The sequence below is a fragment of the Sphingobium sp. SA2 genome, from assembly GCF_032227065.1.
Lineage (GTDB): Bacteria > Pseudomonadota > Alphaproteobacteria > Sphingomonadales > Sphingomonadaceae > Sphingobium.
The window spans coordinates 1,083,535-1,108,501 of record NZ_JAPMXX010000001.1 but is presented as its reverse complement, the minus strand read 5'-3'; the positions used below and the strand labels follow the sequence as shown (position 1 = coordinate 1,108,501).

General features: G+C 63.6%; 21 protein-coding genes and 1 pseudogene. 3 read left to right on the top strand and 19 right to left on the bottom strand.

Going from position 1 to position 24,967, the window contains the following annotated elements:
• Window positions 1-65 precede the first annotated feature (65 nt).
• Window positions 66-2,159, top strand: coding sequence for a recombinase family protein (locus tag OVY48_RS05260; protein WP_037473055.1), 2,094 nt, complete (start codon window positions 66-68; stop codon window positions 2,157-2,159).
• Window positions 2,160-2,163: 4 nt separating this feature from the next.
• Window positions 2,164-2,268 (top strand): annotated as a pseudogene (locus OVY48_RS05255) (ATP-binding protein); the annotation flags it as partial.
• Window positions 2,269-2,514: 246 nt separating this feature from the next.
• Here OVY48_RS05255 and OVY48_RS05250 read toward each other — a convergent pair.
• The 7 genes from OVY48_RS05250 to kdpF form a co-directional block, all read right to left on the bottom strand.
• Window positions 2,515-3,726, bottom strand: coding sequence for a diguanylate cyclase domain-containing protein (locus OVY48_RS05250; RefSeq protein WP_313922006.1), 1,212 nt, complete (start codon window positions 3,724-3,726; stop codon window positions 2,515-2,517).
• A gap of 67 nt (window positions 3,727-3,793) precedes the next feature.
• Window positions 3,794-4,492: a response regulator transcription factor gene (locus tag OVY48_RS05245; protein ID WP_313922005.1), complete on the bottom strand. Its 699-nt coding sequence runs from the start codon at window positions 4,490-4,492 to the stop codon at window positions 3,794-3,796.
• Window positions 4,485-7,133, bottom strand: a complete 2,649-nt coding sequence (locus OVY48_RS05240; protein WP_313922003.1) for a sensor histidine kinase KdpD — start codon at window positions 7,131-7,133, stop codon at window positions 4,485-4,487. The genes OVY48_RS05245 and OVY48_RS05240 overlap by 8 nt, the downstream gene beginning before the upstream one ends.
• A gap of 13 nt (window positions 7,134-7,146) precedes the next feature.
• Window positions 7,147-7,701: a potassium-transporting ATPase subunit C gene (locus OVY48_RS05235; RefSeq protein ID WP_313922002.1), complete on the bottom strand. Its 555-nt coding sequence runs from the start codon at window positions 7,699-7,701 to the stop codon at window positions 7,147-7,149.
• 30 nt (window positions 7,702-7,731) lie between these two features.
• Window positions 7,732-9,390 carry a potassium-transporting ATPase subunit KdpA gene (gene kdpA, locus OVY48_RS05230; protein WP_193378921.1) on the bottom strand — a complete coding sequence of 553 codons (1,659 nt, stop codon included), beginning with the start codon at window positions 9,388-9,390 and terminating at the stop codon, window positions 7,732-7,734.
• An 18-nt stretch (window positions 9,391-9,408) separates the two neighbouring features.
• The gene (gene kdpB / locus OVY48_RS05225) at window positions 9,409-11,418 is read right to left on the bottom strand and encodes a potassium-transporting ATPase subunit KdpB (RefSeq protein ID WP_313922001.1); all 2,010 of its coding nucleotides are present in this window, start codon (window positions 11,416-11,418) and stop codon (window positions 9,409-9,411) included.
• Window positions 11,418-11,507, bottom strand: coding sequence for a K(+)-transporting ATPase subunit F (gene kdpF / locus OVY48_RS05220; RefSeq protein ID WP_152542666.1), 90 nt, complete (start codon window positions 11,505-11,507; stop codon window positions 11,418-11,420). The genes kdpB and kdpF overlap by 1 nt, the downstream gene beginning before the upstream one ends.
• A gap of 193 nt (window positions 11,508-11,700) precedes the next feature.
• On the opposite strand from kdpF, the gene OVY48_RS05215 reads away from it, so the two are divergent.
• Window positions 11,701-12,096, top strand: coding sequence for a polyketide cyclase (locus OVY48_RS05215; RefSeq protein WP_313922000.1), 396 nt, complete (start codon window positions 11,701-11,703; stop codon window positions 12,094-12,096).
• Between the two features lie 9 nt (window positions 12,097-12,105).
• On the opposite strand, the gene OVY48_RS05210 is transcribed toward OVY48_RS05215, so the two are convergent.
• The 12 genes from OVY48_RS05210 to OVY48_RS05155 form a co-directional block, all read right to left on the bottom strand.
• On the bottom strand, window positions 12,106-13,050 hold the full coding sequence (locus OVY48_RS05210; RefSeq protein WP_313921999.1) for a glycoside hydrolase family 43 protein: 945 nt from the start codon (window positions 13,048-13,050) through the stop codon (window positions 12,106-12,108).
• Window positions 13,047-14,258 (bottom strand): glycosyl hydrolase 53 family protein, encoded by a 1,212-nt coding sequence (locus OVY48_RS05205; RefSeq protein WP_313921998.1) that lies wholly within the window; start codon window positions 14,256-14,258, stop codon window positions 13,047-13,049. The genes OVY48_RS05210 and OVY48_RS05205 overlap by 4 nt, the downstream gene beginning before the upstream one ends.
• The gene (locus tag OVY48_RS05200; protein ID WP_313921997.1) at window positions 14,255-16,648 is read right to left on the bottom strand and encodes a beta-galactosidase; all 2,394 of its coding nucleotides are present in this window, start codon (window positions 16,646-16,648) and stop codon (window positions 14,255-14,257) included. The genes OVY48_RS05205 and OVY48_RS05200 overlap by 4 nt, the downstream gene beginning before the upstream one ends.
• 101 nt (window positions 16,649-16,749) lie before the next feature.
• A complete protein-coding gene (gene kduD, locus OVY48_RS05195; RefSeq protein WP_313921996.1) occupies window positions 16,750-17,505 on the bottom strand; it encodes a 2-dehydro-3-deoxy-D-gluconate 5-dehydrogenase KduD in 756 nt (251 codons plus the stop codon).
• Window positions 17,506-17,642: 137 nt separating this feature from the next.
• Window positions 17,643-18,482 carry a 5-dehydro-4-deoxy-D-glucuronate isomerase gene (gene kduI / locus OVY48_RS05190; RefSeq protein WP_313921995.1) on the bottom strand — a complete coding sequence of 280 codons (840 nt, stop codon included), beginning with the start codon at window positions 18,480-18,482 and terminating at the stop codon, window positions 17,643-17,645.
• 100 nt (window positions 18,483-18,582) lie between these two features.
• Window positions 18,583-19,191, bottom strand: a complete 609-nt coding sequence (locus OVY48_RS05185) for a lactate utilization protein C (protein WP_313921994.1) — start codon at window positions 19,189-19,191, stop codon at window positions 18,583-18,585.
• Complete coding sequence (locus tag OVY48_RS05180) at window positions 19,188-20,582, bottom strand: lactate utilization protein B (protein ID WP_313921993.1); 1,395 nt, start codon at window positions 20,580-20,582, stop codon at window positions 19,188-19,190. The genes OVY48_RS05185 and OVY48_RS05180 overlap by 4 nt, the downstream gene beginning before the upstream one ends.
• Window positions 20,579-21,340 (bottom strand): (Fe-S)-binding protein, encoded by a 762-nt coding sequence (locus OVY48_RS05175; RefSeq protein WP_313921992.1) that lies wholly within the window; start codon window positions 21,338-21,340, stop codon window positions 20,579-20,581. The genes OVY48_RS05180 and OVY48_RS05175 overlap by 4 nt, the downstream gene beginning before the upstream one ends.
• Window positions 21,337-22,305, bottom strand: coding sequence for an alpha/beta hydrolase (locus tag OVY48_RS05170; RefSeq protein ID WP_037475243.1), 969 nt, complete (start codon window positions 22,303-22,305; stop codon window positions 21,337-21,339). Before OVY48_RS05170 ends, OVY48_RS05175 begins: the two co-directional genes overlap by 4 nt.
• Entirely contained in the window at window positions 22,302-23,093 is a 792-nt protein-coding gene (locus OVY48_RS05165) for a rhamnogalacturonan acetylesterase (protein WP_037475240.1), read from the bottom strand. Before OVY48_RS05165 ends, OVY48_RS05170 begins: the two co-directional genes overlap by 4 nt.
• Before the next feature lie 142 nt (window positions 23,094-23,235).
• Window positions 23,236-24,000, bottom strand: coding sequence for an SDR family NAD(P)-dependent oxidoreductase (locus tag OVY48_RS05160; RefSeq protein WP_037475237.1), 765 nt, complete (start codon window positions 23,998-24,000; stop codon window positions 23,236-23,238).
• 24 nt (window positions 24,001-24,024) lie between these two features.
• On the bottom strand, window positions 24,025-24,852 hold the full coding sequence (locus OVY48_RS05155) for an IclR family transcriptional regulator (RefSeq protein WP_037475235.1): 828 nt from the start codon (window positions 24,850-24,852) through the stop codon (window positions 24,025-24,027).
• Window positions 24,853-24,967: the final 115 nt, after the last annotated feature.

Here is a 24,967-nt window from a genome sequence, read left to right as displayed (position 1 = left end):
GCTGGCGGCGACGATAGCGCAGGCTTTGTGCTCGCGCCCAACTGCCCGCTACGCCGGTGACACCGATGTTGAGAGATTATGCCGTAGATGAACGGATAAGCACCACGCAGCAGGCCAAGCTGGCCTATGTCTATGTCCGTCAGTCGAGCGTCGGCCAGATCCGCCATCACCAGGAAAGCACGGCGCTTCAGTATCGGCTTGTCGACCGCGCGCTTGGCCTTGGCTGGCCGCGCGAACGGGTCGAGATCATCGACGACGATCTGGGGAAATCCGGCGCGGAGGCTCAGCACCGATACGGCTTCCAACGCCTAATCGCTGAAGTTGGCTTGGGTCACGCCGGTCTCGTTCTGAGCTACGACGCGTCGCGCCTCGCACGCAACAACAGTGACTGGCATCAACTGCTTCAGCTCTGCTCGATGTTCAGCGTTCTCATCGCCGACAGCGAACGAATATATGATCCTGGACTTTACCATGATCGGCTTTTGTTGGGTCTCTCGGGGATCATGAGCGAGGCTGAGCTGCATCAGATCCGCATGCGCCTGCACACGGGGGAACGGCAGAAGGCGGCGCGCGGCGAACTGCGTATCCCGCTTCCGGCAGGGCTGATCTACGCGCCCGCCGGAGGGATCATGCTCAATCCCGACGCCCAGGTTCAGGAGCGCATCAGACTTGTGTTCGACAGCTTCATGCGCCTGGGAAGCGCAAAGGCAGCAGTGCGCTATCTGCGCCAGGCCGATCTTGCCCTGCCGGTCAGGCCGTTGAAGGGACCGGCGCCACACGAAATAGCCTGGCGCGATGCAACCGATGCGCGTGTGCGCAATATCCTGAAAAACCCTGTCTATGCGGGAGCCTATGTCTACGGACGCCGGTGTGCTGCGCCCGAAAAGCGAAGCGAGGGGGCCAATAACCCGACGCGCGCTGTTCCGCGCGAACAGTGGGAAGTCTGCATCCAGAATGCTCATCCAGCGTATATCAGTTGGGAGACGCATATGGCGATCAGCGACAAGCTCACGGACAATGTCGGCAACTTCAAAGCCGGGCATCGTGGCATGCCTCGGAAGGGAAAGGCGCTGCTGCAGGGTATAGCGATGTGTGGCAGTTGCGGACGGCGCATGGCACTCAACTACTCTGGCCCTGACAGCAACCATCCGGTATATCGGTGCCGTTCCGAACGAGCGACCTGCGTCGGTCAATATTGCCAAGAGGTGCGTGCGCCGCGGGTTGAGGCTGAGGTCGAACGGCAGTTCCTTGCAGCGCTCACCCCTGACCAACTCGCCATCGCGTTGGCCGCGCTCGACGCCATCGACGCGGACGTCCATGGACTCGAACGGCAATGGACACTCAAGCGCGAACGCGCCGAATATGAATGCGAGCGTGCCCGGCGCCAATATGACGCGGTCGAGCCGGAAAACCGCCTCGTTGCCCGTTCGCTCGAAAGCATCTGGGAAAGCAAGCTGCGTGAGGTCGAAAAGGTCGAGCAGGACTATCGGCGGTGGAAGACGGAGCAAACCGTTGCGTTGAATGCCGACGATCGCGCCCGTATCGCAGCGTTCGGCATCGACCTGCCTGATCTTTGGGAAAGAATCGAGAACAGCGAACGCAAGGCGATGCTCCGCCTCGTGATCGACAAGGTCATTCTAGATCAGCGGCGGGCGAAAGGCATGGTGTGGATCCGCATCATCTGGCAGACGGGCGCAGCGACCGAACACTGGGTCATGCGGCGCACTCAATCCTATGCTGAAGCTGCTCATGCCGACGTGCTAGAACAGCGGATCCGAGAGCTCAACGCCGCTGGCATGATGGACGCCGAGGTCGCTACCGCGCTCAACACAGAGGGTCTGCGGAACAGCCTGGACGGGCTGTTCGACCACAACACGGTGCACCTGTTGCGCCAGCGCTGGAATATCCCCACCGTAAAGATCAACGGCGTCGAGCATAATCCGCCCCGTTGGCCGGATGGCAGCTACTCGATCCAAGGTGCCGCGACCGCGCTCGGCGTCACTGAGCAGACGGTGTTCAAATGGCTGAAACGCGGTAAGCTTCAGGGCCGGCAACTAAAGAAGGGACAGCCGTGGCAGGTGGAACTGACCCTCCAGCAAATAAAGGCGCTCACAGCGCCAAATTACAGTATGACCCCTTCCAGGAAAGCAGCATCATGAAACGTTCGGCGATCCCAAGATGACCACCGCGCTCCTCGACCGCGTCACCCATCATTGCGACATCGTCGAGACCGGCAATGACAGCTGGCGCTTCAAAAACCGCAGCTGATCCCCCCCAGCACCGATCAATTAGAAGATGTTTTGCGCTGCGCGCGCCTCCGGTCGGGCTACGCCCTCCCTACGCCGCGCGCAGCGCAAGGAAGCCCGTCACATCAACGCTCCGCCATCCTGACAGGGGGTCCCTTTTGCGCGCCGATAAGGGGTCCCGTTTGCACGCCGATTGACACATATCAGGGCGGGGCTGGGCATGTTGTCGGCGTGACGCTCGTATCGACAAAGGCGCTTTAAGCCGCGCTCAGGCTACGGCCTGCCCGGATTGTCGTAAATCCTCTGCTGTACAAAAATGCACCTGCGCCTTCCCCTTGGCCTTGGATCGGTACAGGGCGGTATCGGCAAAAGCCATCAGCCGCTCCAGCTCCAGGCCGAATTCGGGGGCCATAGCAATGCCGACGCTGACAGTGATGCGCATTTCTATCCCATCGACCAGATAGGGTTCGCTCAACTGCTTGATGATGCGCCGGGCAAGCAGGTCGGCTTGGTCCTGATGCCGCACATGGCCTTGAAGCAGCAGAAATTCGTCGCCACCCAAACGGCACGCCACATCCTCTGTCCGGATCATGCTTTGCAGCCGCCGCGCCACCTCCCGCAGCACCGCATCGCCAGCGGGATGGCCATATCGATCGTTGATCGCCTTGAAGCCGTCGAGATCCAGATAATGGACTGCCATCTGGTCGCCAATCTCCGACGATTGCACGTTGGTTTGAAAAGTCTCCCGCAACAACAGGCGGTTGGGGAGGCCGGTGAGCGGATCGAAGCGCGCAAGCGTCGCCAGATCATTTTTGGTGGTCAAATGTTCGACGGACGATGCATAGAGATGCCGCACCGACTGCAAGCTCATCAGTGCGACCGTGACCAGCAGCAGGGCTTGCAGGGCAAAAAACTCGGCGTGCAGCAATTGGCCATATTCGCGCGTGGCATGGAGCAGCATGGCGACCGCCGTCGGCAGAACCACCAGCGACAAGCTCATGACGCATAACTTGGGGCGAGAGGCGTTGCGCGATACGATTCCCGCACCAAAGGTGAAGATGAGGCTGATCGTTGCGATATGCACGAGCGGCTCGTGCGCGGACAAGGCGCGTATGTGGAGCGCCGCCAGCAATAGCGCGAATATATAGGTCAAAAACGCATAGCGTCTCTCCCATGCCTTCAGCGCCGGGATATCCTGCGTAGTGCTTCCCGCGCGATTATAGGCTCTTATGAGCCAGACACGCGCCATGGTGATCACAATGGCGATACTGGTCAGAACGGCTATCACGCCATCCTGCCATTTGAGAAAGATCAGCGTGCCGACAAGGGCGTAGAGGATGCCAAAGCCGATGATCGGCATCGCCATGGCAAAGAGCGTGGAGACGAGGTCGCGATAGACGGCGTCCGGCAGGCTACTCTCACCTGCCGCGCTGAATGCCGAAATTCGGCGATGCGTTCCATTCTTGGCGCGTCTCTCCATACGCCATCATGGGCGCAAGAATGTTAACAGTATCCTACCGGTGCGCCGAACCGAAAAGGCTTCCGCTTCACGCGACCCTCGGTGTCGACCCTGCCAGGCGGTAGCCGACACCGGGTTCATTGATGATGAGCTTCGGACGCGACGGATCCGCTTCGACCTTCTTGCGCAGGGCGCGAATGGCGACGCGGAGGTAATCGACATCGTCGCGATGGGCCACGCCCCAGACGGTTTCGAGCAACGTCCTGTGCGTCAAGACGCGACCTGGCTTTTCGCACAACGCCCAGAACAGGTCGAACTCGCGCGGTGTCAGCGCCACCGCCCCGCCACCGATCGTCACGGCATGGGCTTCGCGATCGATCGTGCCGCCCTCGAACGCCCGCCGTTGCGGGTCTGCGCGGCTGCCGGTCTTGCGCCGCAGCGCCGAGCGTATGCGCGCCAGCAGTTCGGCGCTGTCGAAGGGCTTGGTCACGAAATCATCCGCGCCCAGGTCAAGCGCCGCCACCTTTTCGTCGGTGGCATCGCGGGCGGTCAGCACGATGACCGCCAATCCGGCCTCTACCAGTTGCGGGATGATCTCCAGCCCGTCCCGATCGGGCAAGCCAAGGTCAAGCAGGGCCAACAGCGGATGGGGCTGGATGGCCGCCAGGCGCAACGCTTCGGCGGCGGTCGATGCCTCGCCATAGGTCAGCCCCGTCCGATCGAGCGCCCCCATCAGCAAGCGCCGGATCGCGGGCTCATCCTCGACGATCAGCATATCCTTATGCATCGACTGCGCGTCCTTCCGCTTCATCCTTGGGGCGCCCCGGCAATATGACCTCGAACATCGCGCCGCCATCCGCCCGGTTACCGGCCGTGATCGTCCCGCCGACTGCTTCGGTAAAATTCTTGGCGATCCACAGGCCGAGTCCCGATCCACCGACCCGGTCGCTCCCCTCCAGCCGGTGGAAGCGATCGAACAAGGCCTCCGTATCGGCGGGCAGGCCGGGGCCGGAATCCAGCACGCGGCACAGGACATCCCCGTCGCGGCAGAGCAATTCGACCTCCACCTGCGTCGTGACAGGCGAAAATTTCAGCGCATTGTCGATGAGGTTGATCAGCACATGGCGCAACAACAGCGGATCGCTGGACACGAACGGGCAATCCCCGTCGATCCGCGTCGTGACCCGCGCGCCTGCCTCGTCTTGGCGCAGCGCCCGCAGGACGTCGGTGATGACATCAGTCAGGTCGACGCTCTCCCATCGCGGTTCGATCGCGCCATGTTCGATCCGGGACGCCTCCAGCAGATCGTCGAGAAAGCGCTGCAACCGCCGCGATTCCGAACGGGCGATGCCGATCTCTTCGGCGAACGCTCCTTCCGCCGGGATCGCCTCCGTCGCAGCGATCACGGCCGTAAGCGGGGTGCGCAGGTCATGCGCGATGCTGCCCAATAACGCGCCGCGCAGGCGGTCCCGCTCCCGCAAAGCATCGACTTGGCGCGCCTGTCCCTCCAGCACGATGCGTTCATGCGCCAGTGCGGTCTGGTCCACGAGCGAGGCGAGCATGACCGCATCGTCGGGCCGGATGATCCGCTCCTGCGAAGGCCGCGCCAGTCCCAGTGCCCCCATGGTGCCAAGAGATGTCTTGAGCGGATGGAATTGCCAATCGGATGCGTTCAATGTGCCCGTATCGCGTCCCGTCGCTATACCCTGTTCCAGCGCCCAGCGGACCGCGGCTTCGTCGATCATGTCAATCCGGCGATAGGCGTCATTGCCGCGCACGACGATATCGCCATCCTCAATCGTGACGATCACCGCCTCGACATCGAGCAGATTGCCGATTTCGCGGCAAGCTACCCGCGCCGTCTCCTCCTTCTCCGACAGTCCCCCCATCAAGCCCGCAAAACGCGCCAGCGACGCATTAAGGCGCGCGACCCCGGCGCTCGTTTCGGCCTGCCGCCGGATGCGCCCGGCAAGCCAGCCTACCACGGCCGCAACCAGCGCCAACACGGCAAAGGTGATGACATTCTGGGGATCGTCGATGGTCAGGCTATGCAGGGGCGGGATGAAGAAGAAATTATAGCAGAGCGCGGCCCAGACCGCCGACCAGAGACCCGCGCGAAGCCGCAGCACCGTGGCGGACAGGATGACGGGAATCAACAACAGCAGGTCGATCGCGCCGAACGGCAGCCATGGCTGGACCAGCCGCAGCACGGCAACGGTTGCGACGACGATCGCAAACGCCACTATATCGTCGCGGGCAAAGGCCGCTTCACGCGGCTTGTCGGGCCTCTCATCCGCATCGCTGAGCGGCACGACATGCACCGCAACCCCTTGCGCCTTGCGGATCACGTCCTGGGCGATCGATCCATGTCGCCATTCGAACCAGCGCGACCGGCGGCTCTTGCCGATCACGATTTGGCTGGCTCGCAATTGTCGGGCCTGATCGACCAGCGCGTCCCCGACATGGTCGGCCGCAACGGTCATCAGCGACGCGCCAAGCGACGCCGCCAGCGCCAGATTGTCGGCCAACTGCTCGCGCTGCGCGCCGACGATCGCGCGCGCCCGGCCGCTTTCGACAACTACTGCGGTCCAGGGCGCATGAAATATATCGGCCATCCGCCTGGCATGGCGGACGACCTGCGCCCCGCCTTTGCCGGGGCTCACCGCGACCATCAGCCGCTCGCCAGCGACGAAATCGCCCTCGTCGCCTGCCGTGCGCAACTGATCGGTGAGGCGCCGGTCGACGCTGCGGGCGGCAAAGCGCAGTGCCAGTTCGCGCAACGCCGCCAGCTTGGTAGGCGTGAAGAAGTTGGAGAGCGCTCGCCCCGCCGTGTCGGGCAGATAGATTTTGCCCGCCGCCAGTCGCTCGATCAAAGCATCCGGGGGCAAATCGACGATGATCAGTTCGGCATCGTCCAATATCTGGTCGGGCACGGTTTCCCGCACGCGGATATGGGTGAAGCCCGCGACGACGTCATTGAGGCTTTCGATATGCTGGATGTTGACCGTGGTAGCGACGTCGATGCCCGCCGCCAGCAATTCCTCCACATCCTGCCACCGCTTGGGGTGGCGGCTGCCCGGCGCATTGCTATGCGCCAGTTCATCGACCAGAATCAGCCCCGGATGCCGCGCGATCGCAGCGTCGATGTCGAACTCGTCCAGCGCATGGCCCTGATGATCGACGCGGTGGCGCGGCAATATGCGCAACGGTTCCAGCAGCAGCGCCGTCTCGCTGCGGCCATGGGTTTCCGCCACGCCGACGACGACATCCACCCCCTCCGCCTGTCGCCGCGCCGCATCCTGCAACATGCGATAGGTCTTACCCACGCCTGGCGCAGCACCCAGATAGACGGTCAGACGCCCGCGCTGCTCCTGGCGCGCCAGCCGCAGATAATGATCGGTATCGGTGGAGGGGGTGGACTGGGTCATCGCTGGACCTGCTCTATGGCTTCAGGCGATCCAGCGCCAGATTGAGTTGCAGCACATTGACGATCCGGTCGGGCGCGAAGGGGCCACCCGGCACGATCACGTCATCATCCACGAGCCGCGTCACCGCCGCTGGATCGATGCCGCGCGCGCGCGCCACCCGCTGCACCTGATACAGCGCTCCGGCGCGGGAGATATGCGGGTCCAGCCCTCCACCCGACGCCGCCACGATATCGGCCGGAACCGGATTGGCCGACGTTGCCCCATAGCGCGCGACGGTGTCGGCGGCCCGCTTGGCCAGTGTCTCGCTGGTTGGCGACAGGTTGCTACCCGCCGCGCCCATGCCGTCATAATCGGCGGCGGACGGACGCGGCCAGAAATAGCGGTCGGACGTGAAATTTTGCGCCGCCAGTTCGCTGCCGACCGCCCGGCCATCGACTATGATGATCGATCCATTGGCCCGAAACGGCGCGACGCTCTGCGCGAAGGCGAGAACGAGCAGCGTGTAGCCGACAACGCAAACAAGCAGCGTCACCAGCCAAAGGCGGATCGAGGGAATGAGATAGGCCATTGCGTATAATCCTTTCGACCAAGCGGCCGCTTAGCGCATCAATGTCACATGTTCGGCGATCGGGCCGAGCGCGGCGGCGGGGAAGAAGGTCAGCGCGCCGAAGATCAGGATGGTGATCACCAGCATGATGCCGAAACTGCCGCCCTCCACGCTCAGCGTGCCCGCGCTTTCCGCACTGCGCTTCTTGGCCATCAGCGATCCGACAATCGCCAGCGGCACGATGATCGGCAGATAGCGTCCGATCAGCATGACCAGCCCGGTGGCGATGTTCCAAGGCCCGGTATTGTCGCCCAACCCCTCGAAGCCCGACCCGTTATTCGCCCCCGCAGAGCTGAATTCGTAGAGGATTTCGGAAAAGCCATGCGCGCCGACATTGTGCAGCGTCGCCTGCCCCCAGGCGGTCGCCGCGAACAGGGCGGTGCCACCCAATATGAGCAGGGCGTGGCTGAACAGCGCCAATATGGCCAGCCGCATTTCCCCGCCTTCGACCTTGTGCCCCAGATATTCGGGCGTCCGCCCCACCATCATCCCGGCAATGAAGACCGCCACGACGATATAGAGGAACATGTTGATCATGCCCACGCCGACCCCGCCGAAGGTGGCGTTGAGCCACATGCCGATCATCGGCATCAGGCCGGTGAGGGGGTTGAGGCTATCATGCATGGCCGCGACCGACCCGTTGCTGGTCGACGTAGTCAGCACCGCCCAGAGCGGCCCGGTCGTCGCGCCAAGGCGCAATTCCTTGCCCTCCAGATTGCCGACATCCTGCATCACCGGCAGGTGGACGAAGGCCTGGGTCGGCGCGGCTTCGAAGGCGACCGATCCGCCGATCTTTAGCAGCAGAAAGGCGAGCATCACGGCGAAAATCACACCGGCATGTTTCATCCGCCCGATGATCCGGCCGAACATCCATACGCAAGCCATCGGAATGATAATGATGGCGATCATCGAAAAGCCGTTCGACCAGAAGTTCGGGTTTTCCAACGGGTGCGTCGAGTTGGGACCAAAGAAGCCGCCGCCATTGGTGCCCAATTGCTTGATCGCGACAAACGCGGCGGCAGGCCCGCGCGCGATTGTCTGCGCTACGCCCTCCAGCGTCGTTACATGGGCCGCGCCCTCAAAGGTCATCGGCACGCCGCTCAGCGCCAGCGCCAGCGCGACAAGGATCGCCAGGGGCAAAAGCACGCAAAAGGTCGCCCGTTGCAGGTCGAGGAAGAAATTGCCCATGCTCGCTTGCCCGGCAATCCCGCGGGCCAGGGCTGCCAGAGCGGCGATCCCGGTGGCGGCGGACACGAATTGCAGCCACATCAGCCCGCCAAGCTGGGCCAGATAGCTCCAGCTGCTCTCCCCGGAATAATGCTGCAAATTGGTATTGGTGGTAAAGGACGCCGCTGTGTTGAACACCAGGTCGAGCGAAGCGGCGGTCTGGCCATCGGGATTGAGCGGGAGCCAATGCTGCGTCGCCAGCAGCAGAAAGACAAACACGAACATCAGGGTGTTGAACGCCAGCAGTGCGACCGAATAGTGCTTCCAATCCTGCTGCGGCGCGCGTCCCGCAACTCGCACAAACAGGCCATCGGCGCGCGCGAAGCGCCCCGAAAAGAGCGCCGCCATATAGTGGCCGAGCGGCCAGGACAGCAGCGCCGCGCCGCCGACGATCAGGATGATGGTGAGAATGGCTGTTAACATGATCTGGTCCTTTCCCGCTCAAACCAGGCCGAGGCCGGCAACGGCGACGTCGATGAGCTTGATGCCGATAAAGGGGGCGATCACGCCGCCCGCACCATAGACGCCCAGATTGTGGAGCAACTGGCTGGCCGCAGGCATGGGGCGATACGCGACGCCCCGGAGCGCCAGCGGCACCAGCAGCGGAATGATGAGCGCATTGAAGATGATCGCCGAGAGGATGGCGCTCGACGGGCTCGCCAGCCCCATCAGGTTGAGCACGCCAAGCGACGGATACAGCACCACGAAAATGGCAGGCAGGATCGCGAAATATTTGGCGACATCATTGGCGATCGAGAAGGTGGTCAGCGCCCCGCGCGTCATCAGCAACTGCTTGCCGATACCCACCACCTCGATCAACTTGGTGGGATCGCTGTCCAGATCGACCATATTGCCGGCCTCGCGCGCTGCCTGCGTGCCAGTATTCATCGCGACACCCACATCGGACTGGGCCAGCGCAGGCGCATCATTGGTGCCATCGCCGCACATGGCGACCAGCTTGCCCTCTGCCTGTTCCTTGCGGATATAGGCGAGCTTATCCTCTGGCGTTGCTTCGGCCAGAAAGTCATCGACCCCGGCTTCCGCCGCGATCGCCGCTGCCGTCAGCGGATTGTCGCCCGTGATCATGACCGTGCGGATGCCCATGCGCCGTAATTCGCCAAAGCGTTCGCGGATACCCGCCTTGATCACATCCTTGAGATGCACCGCACCCAGTAGCCGGCCATTTTCCACCACCGCCAGCGGCGTGCCTCCCGCTTGCGCGATACGATCGGTAATCTTCCTGAGCGCGCGGACGATGTCTTCGGGGAAGTCGCCCAGCTTGAGGACCGCATCCACGGCCCCTTTGCGGATGCTTCGCCCCGGCAGGTCGATCCCGCTCACCCGCGTCTGCGCGGTGAAGCCCACCGGCACAGCGTCGGCGGGCAGGGCGTCGCCGTCTCCCGCCAGCGTCACGATCGACCGGCCCTCCGGCGTGGTGTCGGACAGGCTGGCGATCCGCGCTGCGGCGATCAGGTCCGCCTGTGCCACGCCCGGCAGCGGTACGAACTCACTTGCCTGCCGGTCGCCGATCGTGATGGTGCCGGTCTTGTCGAGCAACAATGTGCCGATGTCGCCTGCTGCTTCGACTGCCCGGCCCGATTTGGCCAGCACGTTGAAACGGATCAGCCGGTCCATGCCCGCAATGCCGATGGCGGACAACAGTCCCGATATGGTGGTGGGGATCAGCGCGACGAAAAGCGCGATCAGCACCGGCACGGAGAGCACGCCGCCCGCATAAGCGGCAAAGGCCGGGAGCGTCCCCACCGCGACGAGAAAGATCAGCGTCAGCCCCGTAAGCAGGATGGTCAACGCAATCTCATTCGGCGTCTTCTGCCGGCTTGCGCCTTCCACAAGCGCAATCATGCGATCGAGAAAGCCGCTGCCCGGTTCCGCTGTCACCTTGACCTGGATTTGATCGGACAGGACGGTCGTGCCAGCCGTCACGGCCGACCGGTCCCCGCCTGCCTCGCGGATCACCGGTGCACTCTCGCCGGTGATCGCGGCTTCGTTGACGGAGGCGACGCCGACCACGACTTCGCCATCGGCCGGGATCTGCCTGCCTTGCGTGACCAGCACCACATCGCCTTGCCGCAACAGCGTGGCAGGCACTTCCTCGGTCGCGCCATTTTTCCCGATGCGCAGCGCGACGATCTGGTCCTTGGTCGCGCGCAGGCTTTGCGCCTGCGCCTTGCCACGCCCCTCTGCCAGCGCTTCGGCGAAATTGCCGAACAACACGGTTAGCCACAGCCAGAATATGAGTTGTGCTTCGAACGCCAGATCGCCCGTACCGACGATCATGTGGCGCAGCAGGATGACCGTCGCCACCATGGCGACGATGGCCGTGGTGAACATCACCGGATTGCGCACCAGCGTCCGGGGATCGAGCTTGATGAACGCATCGCGGACCGCAGGCAGCAGCAGCGCGCGCTCGAACAGAGAGGTGCCGGCCATCAGAAGCGCTCCGGCCGGATCAGCACAGCGGTCAGATAGCCCAGCAGGCCCAACGCCACCAGACCAGCAAGGGCAAAGTCGAACGTCATGAAAGACTCCTTTTCATCGGAGCCGAAAATGGCCGCTATGCGCATGAACTATCGATGGGGGTTGATGGCCTTACCCATGAAAATCCTGTAAAAATGCTGTGCAAACTGGCCCATCCTCGCTCGACCAATCGGTGACAGCGTGTCTTTATACCGCTATCGGGCATCGACTTTGGACCCAGGATGGAGAGGCCTCATGCTGCCTGCACGCACCTACAGCATATCGATCGACCGGGATTGGCAGGCGCTCTACGACCGTATCTGGCGGCCGGAAATCTTCCCCAAATGGGCTTCCGGCCTTGCCGAATCCAATCTTCGCCAGGAAGGTGATCGGTGGTTAGCCGATGGCCCGGAAGGTCCGGTGGCCATCCGCTTCACGCCGCATAATGCGTTCGGCGTGATGGATCATTATGTCGATACCGGGAACGGCACGGAAATCCATGTCCCTTTGCGCGTCATCGCCAATGGCCATGGGGCGGAGCTGATGCTGACGCTGTTCCGTCAGCCCGGCATGGATGATGAGATGTTCGCTCGCGACGCCAAATGGATCACCCGCGACCTTCGCGCGCTCAAAGCCTTCGCGATGGCGTGAAGGCCTTGTCTATTCGTTCTCGATCGCGTCGATCACTCCACGCGGCACGCGAAGCAACGAGCCGTGGCGCGCGCCATGTGGCAGCGCCAGCCGATCGCTGACATCCTGCCATGTCACCATGTCGCGGGTCATCGCCGCGCCCCAGCGGCCTTCCTTGTAAATGTCGTAATAACAGACAAGCGCATCGCCAATGCGCGCGGTCATTGGCCCTTCGACCCAGGCAGGCGAGAAAGGGGCGGACAGCGCGCCAAAGGGACCGGACGGACTGCGGGTGGGCGCGCTACGCAACCATTTGCGCGGTGGCGACACCGTCTCATCCTTGACGATCAGGTGCAGGCTCCCGTCCGGCGCGTGCGCAAAACTGCCGTCGATGACGCTGAAACCGGGATCATAAAGCGGTTGCGGCGGTGAAAAGGTCGTGAAGTCGCGCGTAGTGGTGGCCCAGAGGCGATGGTTGTACCCTGATTCCGACGTGCCTTCGGTTTCGCGGTAGCGGCCGGTGACCGTGCTTGACCAGAAGAGCAGCCAGTGCCGCGCGCGCGGATCATAGATGGCTTCGGGTGCCCAGCAATTGCGCGTGCCGCTTATGGTCGCCATGACCGGAATAGCCTGTTGCGGCGACCAGTGGACGAGGTCGCGGCTGGTGGCATGGCCGATCGTCACGCCCTCCCATGCGGTGGTCCACAGCAGATGATAGAGGGCTCCGTCCCGAAACAGGAAGGGATCGCGCAACAGCTTTTTCTCGCCGACTTGCGGCACCAGCAGGCTGCGCCCGCCCGCCAACGGGCGAAAGGTGAAGCCATCGTCGCTGGTAGCCAGTTTCAGGCCATCCGCCTCGCCCTTGCCGGTCGTGAAATAGGCGAACACCAACGGATCGGCCCCGACCACCGGGCGCGTCGCGCAAGCGGTGAGCGCCAGCGCCCCAGCGCCCAGCGTGAAGTCGCGGCGGTTCACGGTCGATAATCCTTCGCCATCCGACCATAGAGATCGAGCAGGGGATTGGCGATATAGTCACCGCCAACGCCCATCGGTCCTGTCGGTTGGGGCTTGGGCGCTGGCGCAGCGGTGGCAAGGCCGCCGGGGGCTTCGGCGCTGTTGATGCCTTGGCTCAACAGGTCAGGTTTGGGGCCTTCGCCCGCATTCTCGCCATTGCGGTCGAAGATCGCTTCCTGATGCCGCGTCGGTTCCCAGATGAACGTGCCCCAGCCGCGCTTGTCCGGCAGGGCGTGGACCAGATCGTTGATATAGCGTTTGCGGCTGGAATATTCGGCGACCAGCAGCCCCTTGCCCGGATAGCGTTTGAGGAACTGGTCGAAGCTGTTGGCCCAGTCGCCCTGTCGCTGCTGCTGATAGGCGGAAAAGCCGATGACGTCGAAATCGACATTGCGTGCCATCAGCGCGTCGGTCCATTCGCGCACGATGCCCCAATGACGGCCTAGATGATTGTGCAACTGGATGGCGATGCCCGGTTCGGCGCGGCGCGCCCCCGCTATGCCCACGCGCAACAAGGCGGCGAAGGCATCGAAGCCACCAACCTGGCCGACCTTGGCATGATTGGCGTCGGTGATGGGGTTGCCGGTCGGGGTGGACAGCTTCACCCGGCCATGGGGCCATAATATGCCAAAGGTCGTTTCGTTACCGATCACCGCCATGTCGACAGGCGCGCCGCCCGCGCGCATCGCGACGAGCGTGTCATGCGTGTGGGCATCGACGGCTTTGGCGAGCCTGGGCAGGTCATAGCCTGCCCAGGCAGCGGGCACGCCCTGATGTTCAGGGTCTGCCCAAGTGTCGCTATAATGAAAGCTCAGGACCAGATATAGGCCCGCGTCGCGGACGCGGCGGCCAAGTTTGACGGTCTGTTCTAGCCCGGCCCATGCCTTATCTGGTTCTCGCTTCGAATAGCCATTCGCCGGATCGACGAAGATGCGCAGGCGAATGGCGTTGAACCCCGCGTCCCGCAGCAGGAGGATGGGATCCTTCTGCTGATCCTTGACGAAATAGCGAGCCCCTGCGGCCTCATCTTCGGGAATCCAGCTGATGTCCGCGCCGATCAGGAAGGGGCCGGGGCGTGCGCCGGTCTTCTTGGGCGCGGCCAGCGCAGGAGCGGGCAGCAATGGCAGAGCGGCGAGGCCAAGCGTGGCGCGGCGGGTGAGGGCGGTCATGCGCGGATCTCCAACTGATATTCGGGGACGAGGCGAAGGGTGAGCAGGTCCGCGACTTGGGCCGCTTTGGGCAGTTTCGCACGGGCACTATCGTCCAGGTAGATGGGCGCGTCGGCACGCAGCGGCAGGATGGTCAGTGTCCATGGTCGCCCCAACCGTTCGGCAAAGCGCTTGAGGCCGATGCGCCCGACGCGGCCGTCCCAAAAGGCATCGTCCAGCATATCCATGCCGTCGAACAGGCGACCTATGTCGCCGCGCCAGTCAAGCTCCAGAAAGGCGTCGCCGGTCGCCAGCGCATCCTTGGGTAGCGTGAAGGTGAAGGCGGCGGCCGCGCGATGCGCTTCGGGCAGGGGCTGCATCGCGGCGTCGGCGGGGCCGCCGATGACGATGGGTGGTGCCGTGCCGGGGGTGCGGCTCCGGGTAAAGGGAATCGCTCTGGATGCCGGGCCTTTCGCCGTTGCCGTGCCCGCTCGACCGGGCAGCATGCGATAGCGGAAGGCGGGATCGCCGCGCTGGCGCAGGGTCAGGCTGTCAGTTCCGAACATCGTGTCGGCAGACGTCAGGACAAGGCGGCGCTGGCCCGACAGGTTGCCAACCCACAGGCTGCGCGCGGACATCTGATCGAGCAGAAGCAACCGAACCTTGCGGCCATCGGCTCCGGTCACGGTCAGCAGCCTGTCCGGGGCAGGCGGGACATCGGCGATGACGTGCGGACCTTCTGCGCGCGATGGCGCGGACAGGCGCGTGCCCGAAGGGAAGGCGAGTTCGACGGACCCTGGCGCAGTGGCGATCAACACATGGATCGGGCCATCCGCATCGGCCAGTCGAGTGACGGGCTGGGCGGTGGCCCAACTGAGCAACACGCCGTCCAAGTCCAGGCCGATCGGCCAGAAGAAGTAGTCGCCTGTTGCAATCGTGACTGGCCGCGACGGCAGGACGACCGGGCCACTGGTCAGTTGGACGGTGAACTGCACGCCGCGATGGGCGGGCGTCTCATATTGACGGACATGGTTGTTGACGAACAGGAAGCCGCTATCGCCCCGCGACCGGACCGACCAGCGCAGGATTTGCAGGTCGTTCTTGTCGCTGGGTAGTCGAGCCGGGGCCTGAACGGCCATGGGTGCGAGCCGATCGCCATATTGCCCAAGGAAATAATGGAGCGGTCGCAGCGCAGCGTTGACCGGGTTCACCTCGCCATATTGGCCGATCGGCGCCTGAAAATCATAGCCGATGATCGGACAGTCATTATAGCCCCCCGACCGTTGGGTCTCTTCCAGGGTGCGACCCTGCGCGAGCGGGTTTGCCCCGCCGTGGAACATATAATAGCCCAGCAGATTGACGCCCGACCCGACCTGCGTGGTGACGGCGGCCGCCACATCCTTGGGGTCGAGCAGCGGTCGGCGGCGATACATGACGGGCACGCCACCGCCATATTCCGCGCCCAGGAAGGGCGTGTCCGCCATATCGCTATCGGCGTCGCCCCGGCGATTGCTTCGGGTCTGCGCACCTAGGTCACCGCTCACCCGGCTATCGAAGCGGAACAGGTAATTTTCCTTGGGCGGCAGCGCGGTGGTTTTGGCCGACCAGGGTTCGTCAGGATAGCCGCCATGGACGGGAACGACCTCGCCCTTGGGGTAGAGCGTCTGGTCCCAGCCAGTAACCGTATAGAGAGGCACGTCATAGCCGATCTTCTGCGCCATGCTTTTGAGCGTTGCGATATGGGCGCGGCCTTGACCCGGCCCATCGAGATTATATTCATTCTCGATCTGCATGCCGACGATCGGACCGCCATCCTTCCAGAACAGGCCCTTCACCTGGTCATGAAGACTGCGCCAGAAGCGTTCGACCTCTGCCAGATAAGCGGCATCATTGCTGCGCGGGTGCGTGCCTGCGACGATCCAGTCGGGGATGCCGCCAAAGCGCGCCTCGGCATGGCCCCAGGGTCCGGGCCGCAGGAAGAAGAGCAATCCCTCGGCGTCGCATAGCTGGATGAAGCGACGAATGTCGCGGTCGCCAGTCCAGTCGATCTGGACCGGTGCCAGCTCCACATGATTCCACAATATATAGCTGGCGACAATGGTGATGCCCGCCGCCTTCATTTTGCGCAATTCTTCCGCCCAATAGCGCGCCGGAAAGCGGGTGAAATGAAATTCGCCCATCACCGGCAGCCAGGGCTGGCCATCGCGAAGCAGCGTCAGGTTGGTGAGGCCGATCGTGCCATTGGGGCCGGTTCCCGTGCCCATGCGCAGATGGCCCGTTTTGAGCGGCGGGCCGGACTTTCCGGCACCGAGCGCAAGCGGCGATTGCGCGAAGGCGGGAGCGGGGAGGGCGGCTCCCAGTGCAACGCGACCAGTGGCGGTAAGCGCGGCACGCCTGTCGATATCGGGCATCCATCCTCCATGATTTGGGTTGGGAGGGTTATCCCTCCTCTGTTTGATCGTCCGTTCGCCCTGAGCCTGTCGAAGGGCGTTGCTTCGCGCGGGTCAGGCGATCAGCGCGCGAGCCATCCGCCATCAACGGCGAGGGTATGCCCATGAATATAGCCCGCCGCGCTCGACGCGAGGAACACGGCCGCCCCGCCAATGTCGGATGGATCGCCCCAGCGGCCGACCGGGATGCGTTCCTGAATCTGGCGGTTGCGGGTCTCGTCGGCCTGCAGCGCGGCGGTGTTGTTGGTGGCGATATAGCCTGGCGCGATGGCGTTGACGTTGACGCCCTTGGCCGCCCATTCGTTCGCCAGCAGCTTGGTCAGGCCAGCCACGCCGCTCTTGGACGCGGTATAGCTTGGCACGCGGATGCCGCCCTGGAAGGACAACAATGAGGCGATGTTGATGATCTTGCCCGCGCCCTGGGCGATCATGTGGCGACCCGCCGCCTGACACAGGAAGAACAGCACCTTCAAATTGGTGTCGATCACGGCGTCCCAGTCTGCCTCGGTAAAGTCGACGCTGTCGGCACGGCGGATGATCCCGGCATTGTTGACCAGAATGTGCAGCCCGCCGAGCTTTTCCAGCGTCTCGTCCACCACGCGCTGGACCGGCTCTATGGTCGACAGGTCGGCGGAGATGATCTCCGCCTTACGCCCCAGCGCGCGGACCTTGTCGACGGTTTCCTGCGCGGGAGTGCGGCCGACCGCGGCGATGTCCGCACCGGCCGCAGCCAGTGACAGGGCGATCGCCTGGCCAATACCGGTATTCGCGCCAGTGACGATGGCGACTTTGCCGCTGAGGTCGAAGGGGTTGGTCATGCTATTTCCGTTCGTTTCGAGCCCTTCGACTGCCTGCCAAGGCAGGCGCTCAGGACAGGCCAGGGTCGAGAAACCATTCGGGCGCTGTGCGAGCGTGTCTCGACTTCGCTCGACACGAACGGCGCTCTCACTTTGAGTCAGGCGAGCTGGCAGATATCCAGCACGTTCATGTCGGTATAATCCTGATTCTCGCCCGCCATCGCCCAGATGAAGGCATAGGCCTTGGTGCCCGACCCCATATGCACCGACCAGGGTGGCGAGATTACCGCTTCCTCATTGGCCATGACGATATGCCGCATCGCATCGCCTTCGCCCATATAGTGGAAAACGCGATCCGATGGCCCATCCAGTTCGAAGTAGAAATAAATCTCGCTGCGCCGCTCATGAATGTGCGGGGGCATGGTGTTCCAGACCGAACCGGGCTTGAGCACGGTCAGCCCCATGACCAGCTGCGCGCTGTCGCAGATGCCGGGGATGACGAGCTGGAAGATGGTGCGCTCGTTGGATTCTTCGAGGGAGCCACGTTCGAGCGCATTGGCATCGGCGATACCGAGCTTGCGGGTGGCAAAGCCCTTATGCGCCGGGCAGGACGCGAGATAGAAGCGCGCGCCTGCGCCGGCGAACTGCACATCCTTCGCGCCCATGGTGACATAGAGGCAATCCTTGTTGCCCAGCGTGAAGCTCTCGCCATCGACGGTAACGGTGCCTTCGACGTTCGAGACGTTCACCACCGCCATTTCGCGCCGTTCGAGGAACGGATGACCTGCCGCCGAAGCCGGCTCGGTCTGCGCCGGCAGCGCGACCGGCGCATCCGCCACCGCGACCCCGCCAATCACGAAGCGGTCGGCATGGGTATAGTTCAGCACGCACTCGCCATCGCGGAACAACCCGCCGATCAGATAGCGATCACGCAATTCCTCGTTCGACACGCATTCCATCATGTCGGGGTGCGTCGCGTAATAGGTCTTGTCGAACATCGGCTATCTCCTGAATGGCTTTGCCAAGCCTTATAGCGTCCAGTGCCACGAAGGAAAGTATTTATCCCTTAATGTGGAATGATGAACCGATATGCGGTCATCATTCTTGAAGCAGAATGACATGCAGGAAGCGCGGGCCGTGCGCGCCGCGCACATAGGTGCCCTCGATATCCGTGGTGCCGGATACGCCGGTGATCCAGTAATGGGCGCGTGGCTGTGACCCCGGCAGGGGCGCATCCTCCAGGTGGGGGGAGATGTCGCGGATCGCCAACAGCACGATATGATGCAGCGTCAGGAAATTGGGCAGCATCGGCGCGATCGGACTGGTTTCGAAGATCAGCGACCCGGTTTCGGCGATACCCCTGCGTGCAATGGCGAGGGTAGCGCCTTCGTCGGGGGCGGCATCGGCGTGCAGGGTGAAGGCGGACCAGTCGCACACCGTCAGGCGCGGATCAGGCGGGCAACAAAGGGTCAAGGGTTCCTTCTGTTCGGTCAGGTAGCGTGCGAGGGCAGCGGGCAGGTCTGCCAGGCTGGCGATACGGTCATGGCTGGCATTAACGCTGGGCAAAGCGAGACGGGCGAGAAATTCGGCTTCAAGCGCCGAGGCGTCCACCGCCGGACGTTCGGGGGCGTCGAGCAGGGATACGGCTTCTGAAGCGATCGGCTTCGGACCTTCCAGACGGGCGAGGATGGCGTTGCGGGCGCTCATTTACGCTGCTCCTGCTGATATTGCGCCATGAAGCTGCGGGCGGCGGGTTTGGGCAGGTCGCGATGCTTGGTCCAGCCGCTCGCCAGCGGCAGGCTGGCGATCCAGCCGGTACGGCCGATCAGCCGCATCGCCCGGATCGCTAAGGCGGTGCCCAGGCGATAGAGCGCGGGACGGCGCGCAAACCAAGCCCAGACACCCAACCCCCAGCGCATTGAGGTCGGCTCCAGCCCTTCGCGCCAGCTTTTCTCGCGCCAGCCCTTGAGCAGCGTGGGGAGCGGGATCTTGACCGGGCAGACCTCCTGACATTTGCCATTCAAAGTGCAGGCATGGGCAAGGTCGCGATTGGGCGCTAAGCCGTCGAGCGCAGGCGTTAGCACCGCCCCCATCGGCCCCGGATAAGTGCCGCCATAAGCATGGCCGCCAATCTGGCGGAACACCACGCAATGGTTCATGCACGCGCCGCAGCGGATGCAGCGCAGCATCTCCGCCAGACCTTCCTCGCGCATTTTGGTGCGGCCATTGTCCACCAGCACGATGTGCATCTGCTCCGGCCCGTCGCGGTCGCCAACGCGCTTTGGACCGGTGTAAAAGGTCGTATATTGGGTCAGCGCCGCGCCAGTGGCAGACCGTGCCAGCATCCGCAGCATATGGATAGCGTGGGGCATGGACGGCACGATCTTTTCGATCCCCGCCGTCACGATATGCACGCGCGGCGGGACGAGCGAGAGTTCGGCATTGCCTTCGTTGGTGACGGTGCAGACCGCGCCGCTATCTGCGATCAGGAAGTTCGCACCCGATATCCCGACATCCGCGCCCAGCATCGCCCCGCGCAGTTCGCGCCGGGCGCTCTGGGCCATGGCGGCGATCGTTTCTTCCTCATGCGGATTGGCATGTTTCGCGCGGAACAAGGCGGACACCTGTTCGCGCGTCTTGTGCATCGCGGGCCAGATGATGTGGGACGGCCGTTCGTCGGCCAATTGGATGATATGTTCGGCAAGGTCCGTCTCGACCCGGACAATACCCGCCTCCTCCAGCGCATGGGGCAAGCCGATTTCCTCGCCTAGCATGGATTTGGAGCGGGCGACCGTCCGTGCCCCCGCCGCCTTGCAGATGTCGATGACGATCCGGCAGGCTTCGTCTGCCGTCTGTGCCCAATGGACCTGCGCCCCCGACGCTATGGCGCTGGCTTCGAATTGTTCGAGATAGGCGCCAAGATGCGCGATCACATGATCCTTGATCGCAGCCGCACGTGTCCGCGCAGCTTCGAAATCGGGGAAAGCATCGACAGCTATTGCGCGCTTGGCCTCCGCCGTGCCAGCCGTGCGCTCGACCGCGATCTTAAGGATCGGATCCGCCAGCGCCGCGTCGGCGCGATCCGTAAAGCCGCTCATGCCTCTTCGCCGATCGCCGGGCCGTCGCCCATGCCCGCAATCAGTTCGATCGCGTGGAAGGCGCGGACCTTGGAGCCATTACGGTGGAGCTTGCCCGCCATGTTCATCAGGCAGCCAAGGTCGCCCGCCAGCAGCAGGTCTGCGCCGGTCGCGTCAATCGCATCGGCTTTCTCGCCGACGACGGCGTTGGAGATGGCGGGATATTTGACGCAGAAAGTGCCGCCAAAACCGCAGCAGGTTTCCGCGCCCGGCAGCGGCGTCATCGACAGGCCATCAACGGCTTTGAGCAGGCGGCGGGGCTGCGCCTTGATCCCCAGTTCGCGAAGCCCCGAACAACTATCATGATAGGTTGCTGTGGCGGTGGCGGGCAGGGCGACGCCCTCCGGTTTCCAGCCGCAGACCTCATCCAGATAGGCCATCACCTCGAAGGTCTTGGCGGCGACGGCCTGCGCGCGCAATTGCCACGCCGCATCATCGTCGAACAGTTCGGGATAGTGGCAGCGGATCGTCCCCGCACAGGAGCCGGAGGGAACGACAACTGCTTCATAAGGTTCGAGCGCTTCGATCGTCTGCTTGGCCAGCGCCACGGCATGCGCGCGGTCGCCGCTATTGAGCGCAGGCTGGCCGCAACAGGTCTGTCCCTGCGGCACGACGACGGTACAGCCCGCCGCTTCAAGCGCACGGATCGCGGCGAAGCCAATGCGCGGACGCATGATATCGACCAAGCAGGTGACGAACAGGGCGACATGTGCGCTCATAGGCCGTGGCGTCTCGCGAAATTCAGGAACAGGTCTGGCCAGGGCGCTGGTGCTGCCGGCGAGGCGACAAGGCCAAAGCCATGGCCGCCATTCTCGAACAAATGGCACTCCGCCGCTATGCCTTTGGCGCGCAACGCAGCCAGCATGGCCAGGCTGTTTTCAGGCGGCACCGCCTTGTCGTCCAACGCATGGGCGAGGAAGACGGGCGGGGTCTCTGCACTCACATCCTGGTCGAGCGAATAGGCGCGCTTCCGTTCCGCCGTTGGATCAGGGCCAAGCAATTGCGCGCGCGATCCGGTATGGACGAACGCGCTCTCCATCTGGATCACCGGATACATATAGGCGGCAATTGCGGCCCTTATCGGTTCGCGGTCGGCGGCATCGACCGGCGTATAGCTTTCCTGGGGCGTGCGACTGGTCAGCCAGGCCGCTAGATGTCCCCCCGCCGAAAAGCCCATCACACCGATCCGGTTCGCGTCGAACTTCTCCCGCGGGGCCAATGCGCGGATCAGGCGCAGGGCGCGCTGGGCATCCTGCAACGGTGCCTCTGCGCCTGCCGCCCAGCCATCGGCGGGCAGGCGGTAGAGCAGCGAGAAACAGACATAGCCCGCCTCCGCGAACCGGCGGGCGATATTATAGCCTTCATGGCCGATCGCCACGCGGCTATAGCCCCCGCCGGGGATGAGCAGGATCGCCGCGCCATTGGGCTTGGCGGGGCGCAGCAAGGTGAGTGTCGGGGTCACCACATGCGCGAACACGCCGTCATCCGGGCCGCTATCGGGCCGACGGAGGCTTTCGACCTCCTGCACCGTGACCCGTTCGCCACCCGGCGCTTTGCCGGGCCAGATCGGAAACCGTTCGAACCCCTGGGGCAGAGGGAAGCTCTGCGCCATAGCAGGCGTTGCTAGCGTGGCGGAGGCGAGGGTTCCGGCAAGGAGGGTGCGGCGGTCGATCGGCGGTGTCATTGGCAATCCGTCCTTCCAAGCGGGGTGGTTCGAGTCACGGCCGGGCGCGGCGCCTCGATTTTCTCGGAAATGGGAAGGGCAAGTGATTTCAGACCCTCGGCAACCAGATCGGCCACCTGCCGCGCGCCCAATTCGCTAAAATGGGTATTGTCGCTGATGCCTTTGGGGAAAGCGGCCACATTGTCCTGCGCGCTATAATGGAGATAGAGCGCTTTCGACCCCTTCGGCCCGGCGCGATCGAGCCATGCCCGTGAGCGGGCCTCCAAGTCGATCAATGGCGTGCCGGTCTTGATCGCCAGATCGCGCATCGCGCCCGACCATGCAGCAAAATCCGCGACGGCGCGGCCTTCCGGCCCGAAATTGCGCCGCGTAACAGGGGTGACGAGGACGGGCACGCCGCCCGCCATCCGCACGTCACGAATGAAGCGCAGTAGATTATCACGATAGTCGGTCTGCGCCGGTGCCCAGCGCTCCGGCTTCGCCCGCGTCGCATCATTATGGCCGAACTGGATCAGCACCGTGTCGCCGGGCAGGATATCGGCACGCAGCCGGTCCCAGCGCCCCTCCGCCAAAAAGCTGCGGGTCGAGCGGCCGCCCATGGCATGGTTGAGAATGCGGACATTGGGCGCCACGGCGCAGCGTAGCATCGTCCCCCATCCCGTCTGCGGATACCGCGCCGGCGCATAGTCGGCCGCGGTGGAATCCCCCGCGATCAGGATGGTGTTGCCAGGACGGGTGGCGTTTGCGGGGGTGGTGAGGATGACGCCCAACAGGACAATCTGCACCATCCTTACAGCATGACCAGCGAACTTACGCATTCTGCTCTCCCCCCGTTCGGGCTGAGCTTGTCGAAGCCCAGATTTCGCCAAGCGAGAAAGAAAGCCCTTCGACAGGCTCAGGGCGAACGGAGGTGAGGGGGAGCATCACGGTTTACTGCAAGTTCACATACATGCCGCCATCCACCAGCAGCGCCGCGCCGGTGACATAGGCGGCCATGTCCGACGCCAGGAACACGATCGGACCCGCCAGATCTTCCGGCGCGCCCAGCCGACCCAGCGGCGTGCGCTGCTCCATATAGGTCCGCTTTTCGACGTCGGCGAGGTCATCCTTGTTGATCTCGGTCAGGATGGTGCCGGGCAGCACGCTGTTGCAGCGAATGCCATGTTTGCCGAGCGCAATGGCGGTGGACTGCATCAGCGAATGAACGCCCGCCTTGGTCGGCGTATAATGGGTCTGAAACTCACCGCCCACAAGCGCGGAGATGGAGGAAACGGCGACGATCGAGCCGCCATGGCCCTGTTTCACCATCTGCTGCGCGGCGGCCTGCACCATGAAATAGGCGCCATGCAGGTTCACCTTGAAGGTGCGCTCGACCACGTCCACGGGCATATCCAGAAAGGCGTGGAAGGGGCAGATGCCCGCATTGCTGACCATCACATCGACCTTGCCGAAGGCGTCCACCGCTTTTGCCACGAAATCCTGTGCGGTCTGCGGATCAGCAACGTCGCCCTTCACCGCGATGGCACGCTGGCCCAGTGCCTCGATCTCGGCGACACAACTCGCGGCAGGCCCATCGCTATTGGCATAGTTGATCGCGACATCGGCCCCATGCTGCGCGGCACCAATCGCGGCGGCGCGGCCGATACCGGTCGATGCGCCGGTGACGAGGACGGTCTTGCCTTCAAGCAGTTTCATGGGATCGGCCCTTTCTTTGGCTGGTTACCGCCGTGCAGGGCGGTTGGGTGGTTTGACGCCAGGGGTCCAGCCCAGATCGGCGCTGATGGCGTGGGCCGCCGCGCGGACATCGGCGCTCAGCGCCTGCATCCGCTCGTCGTCCATATATTGGGCCGCGCTCGACAGGCTGATGGCGGCGACGATCGCACCCGATGCATCACGCACCGGGGCTGCGACGCAGCGTATCTGGTCCTCATTTTCTTCAAGATCGAACGTGCGTCCCTGCGCGACATAAGCGCGCATCCGGTCGAACCAGAGGGCCGCATCGGCATCATGGGTGCCATCTTCGCGCTCAGCGTCGAACAGCCGGGTCCAGACCGTTTCGCTGTCGTCCAGCAGCAGCGCCTTGCCAAGCCCGGTCGAGGTCAAGGGATGACGATCGCCGATGCGGCTGGATATTTCGACGCGGCGACGCCCGGCTATCTTGTCGAGATAAAGCGCCTGATCGCCATCGAGTCGACCGAGATGCACCGTATCTTCGCTGGCGGCGGCCAGGGCTTCGAGATGCGGGCGGGCGATCTGCACCACATCGGCCTGCGCTTGCGCCAGGAAACCGAGTTGCAGCAGTTTCGGCCCCAACTGATAGCCTTCGCGCGGCAGGAAAGTGAGGAATCCCCGTTCCACCATCGCGTTGGCGAGGCGGTGGGTGGTCGATCGGGTGAGACCCATCCGTTCGGACAGGTCGGCGAGCTTTACCGGCCCGTCGATCACCTGGTCGAGCAGGTCCAGCCCACGCTGCAAGGTCTGCGACCCGGCGGCTTTCGACTTTTCCTCTCGTTCACCCGATTCTGGATTTGACGTTTTCTGTCTCATCTAATAACACTCTATCCCACAAAATGAGAAAAACAAGGGCGAAGGCGAGGACTAAGCGTGATTCTTTCGAACATGCCTCCATGCCTGCTGTCCGACCTTTATCGCCATTTTGCTC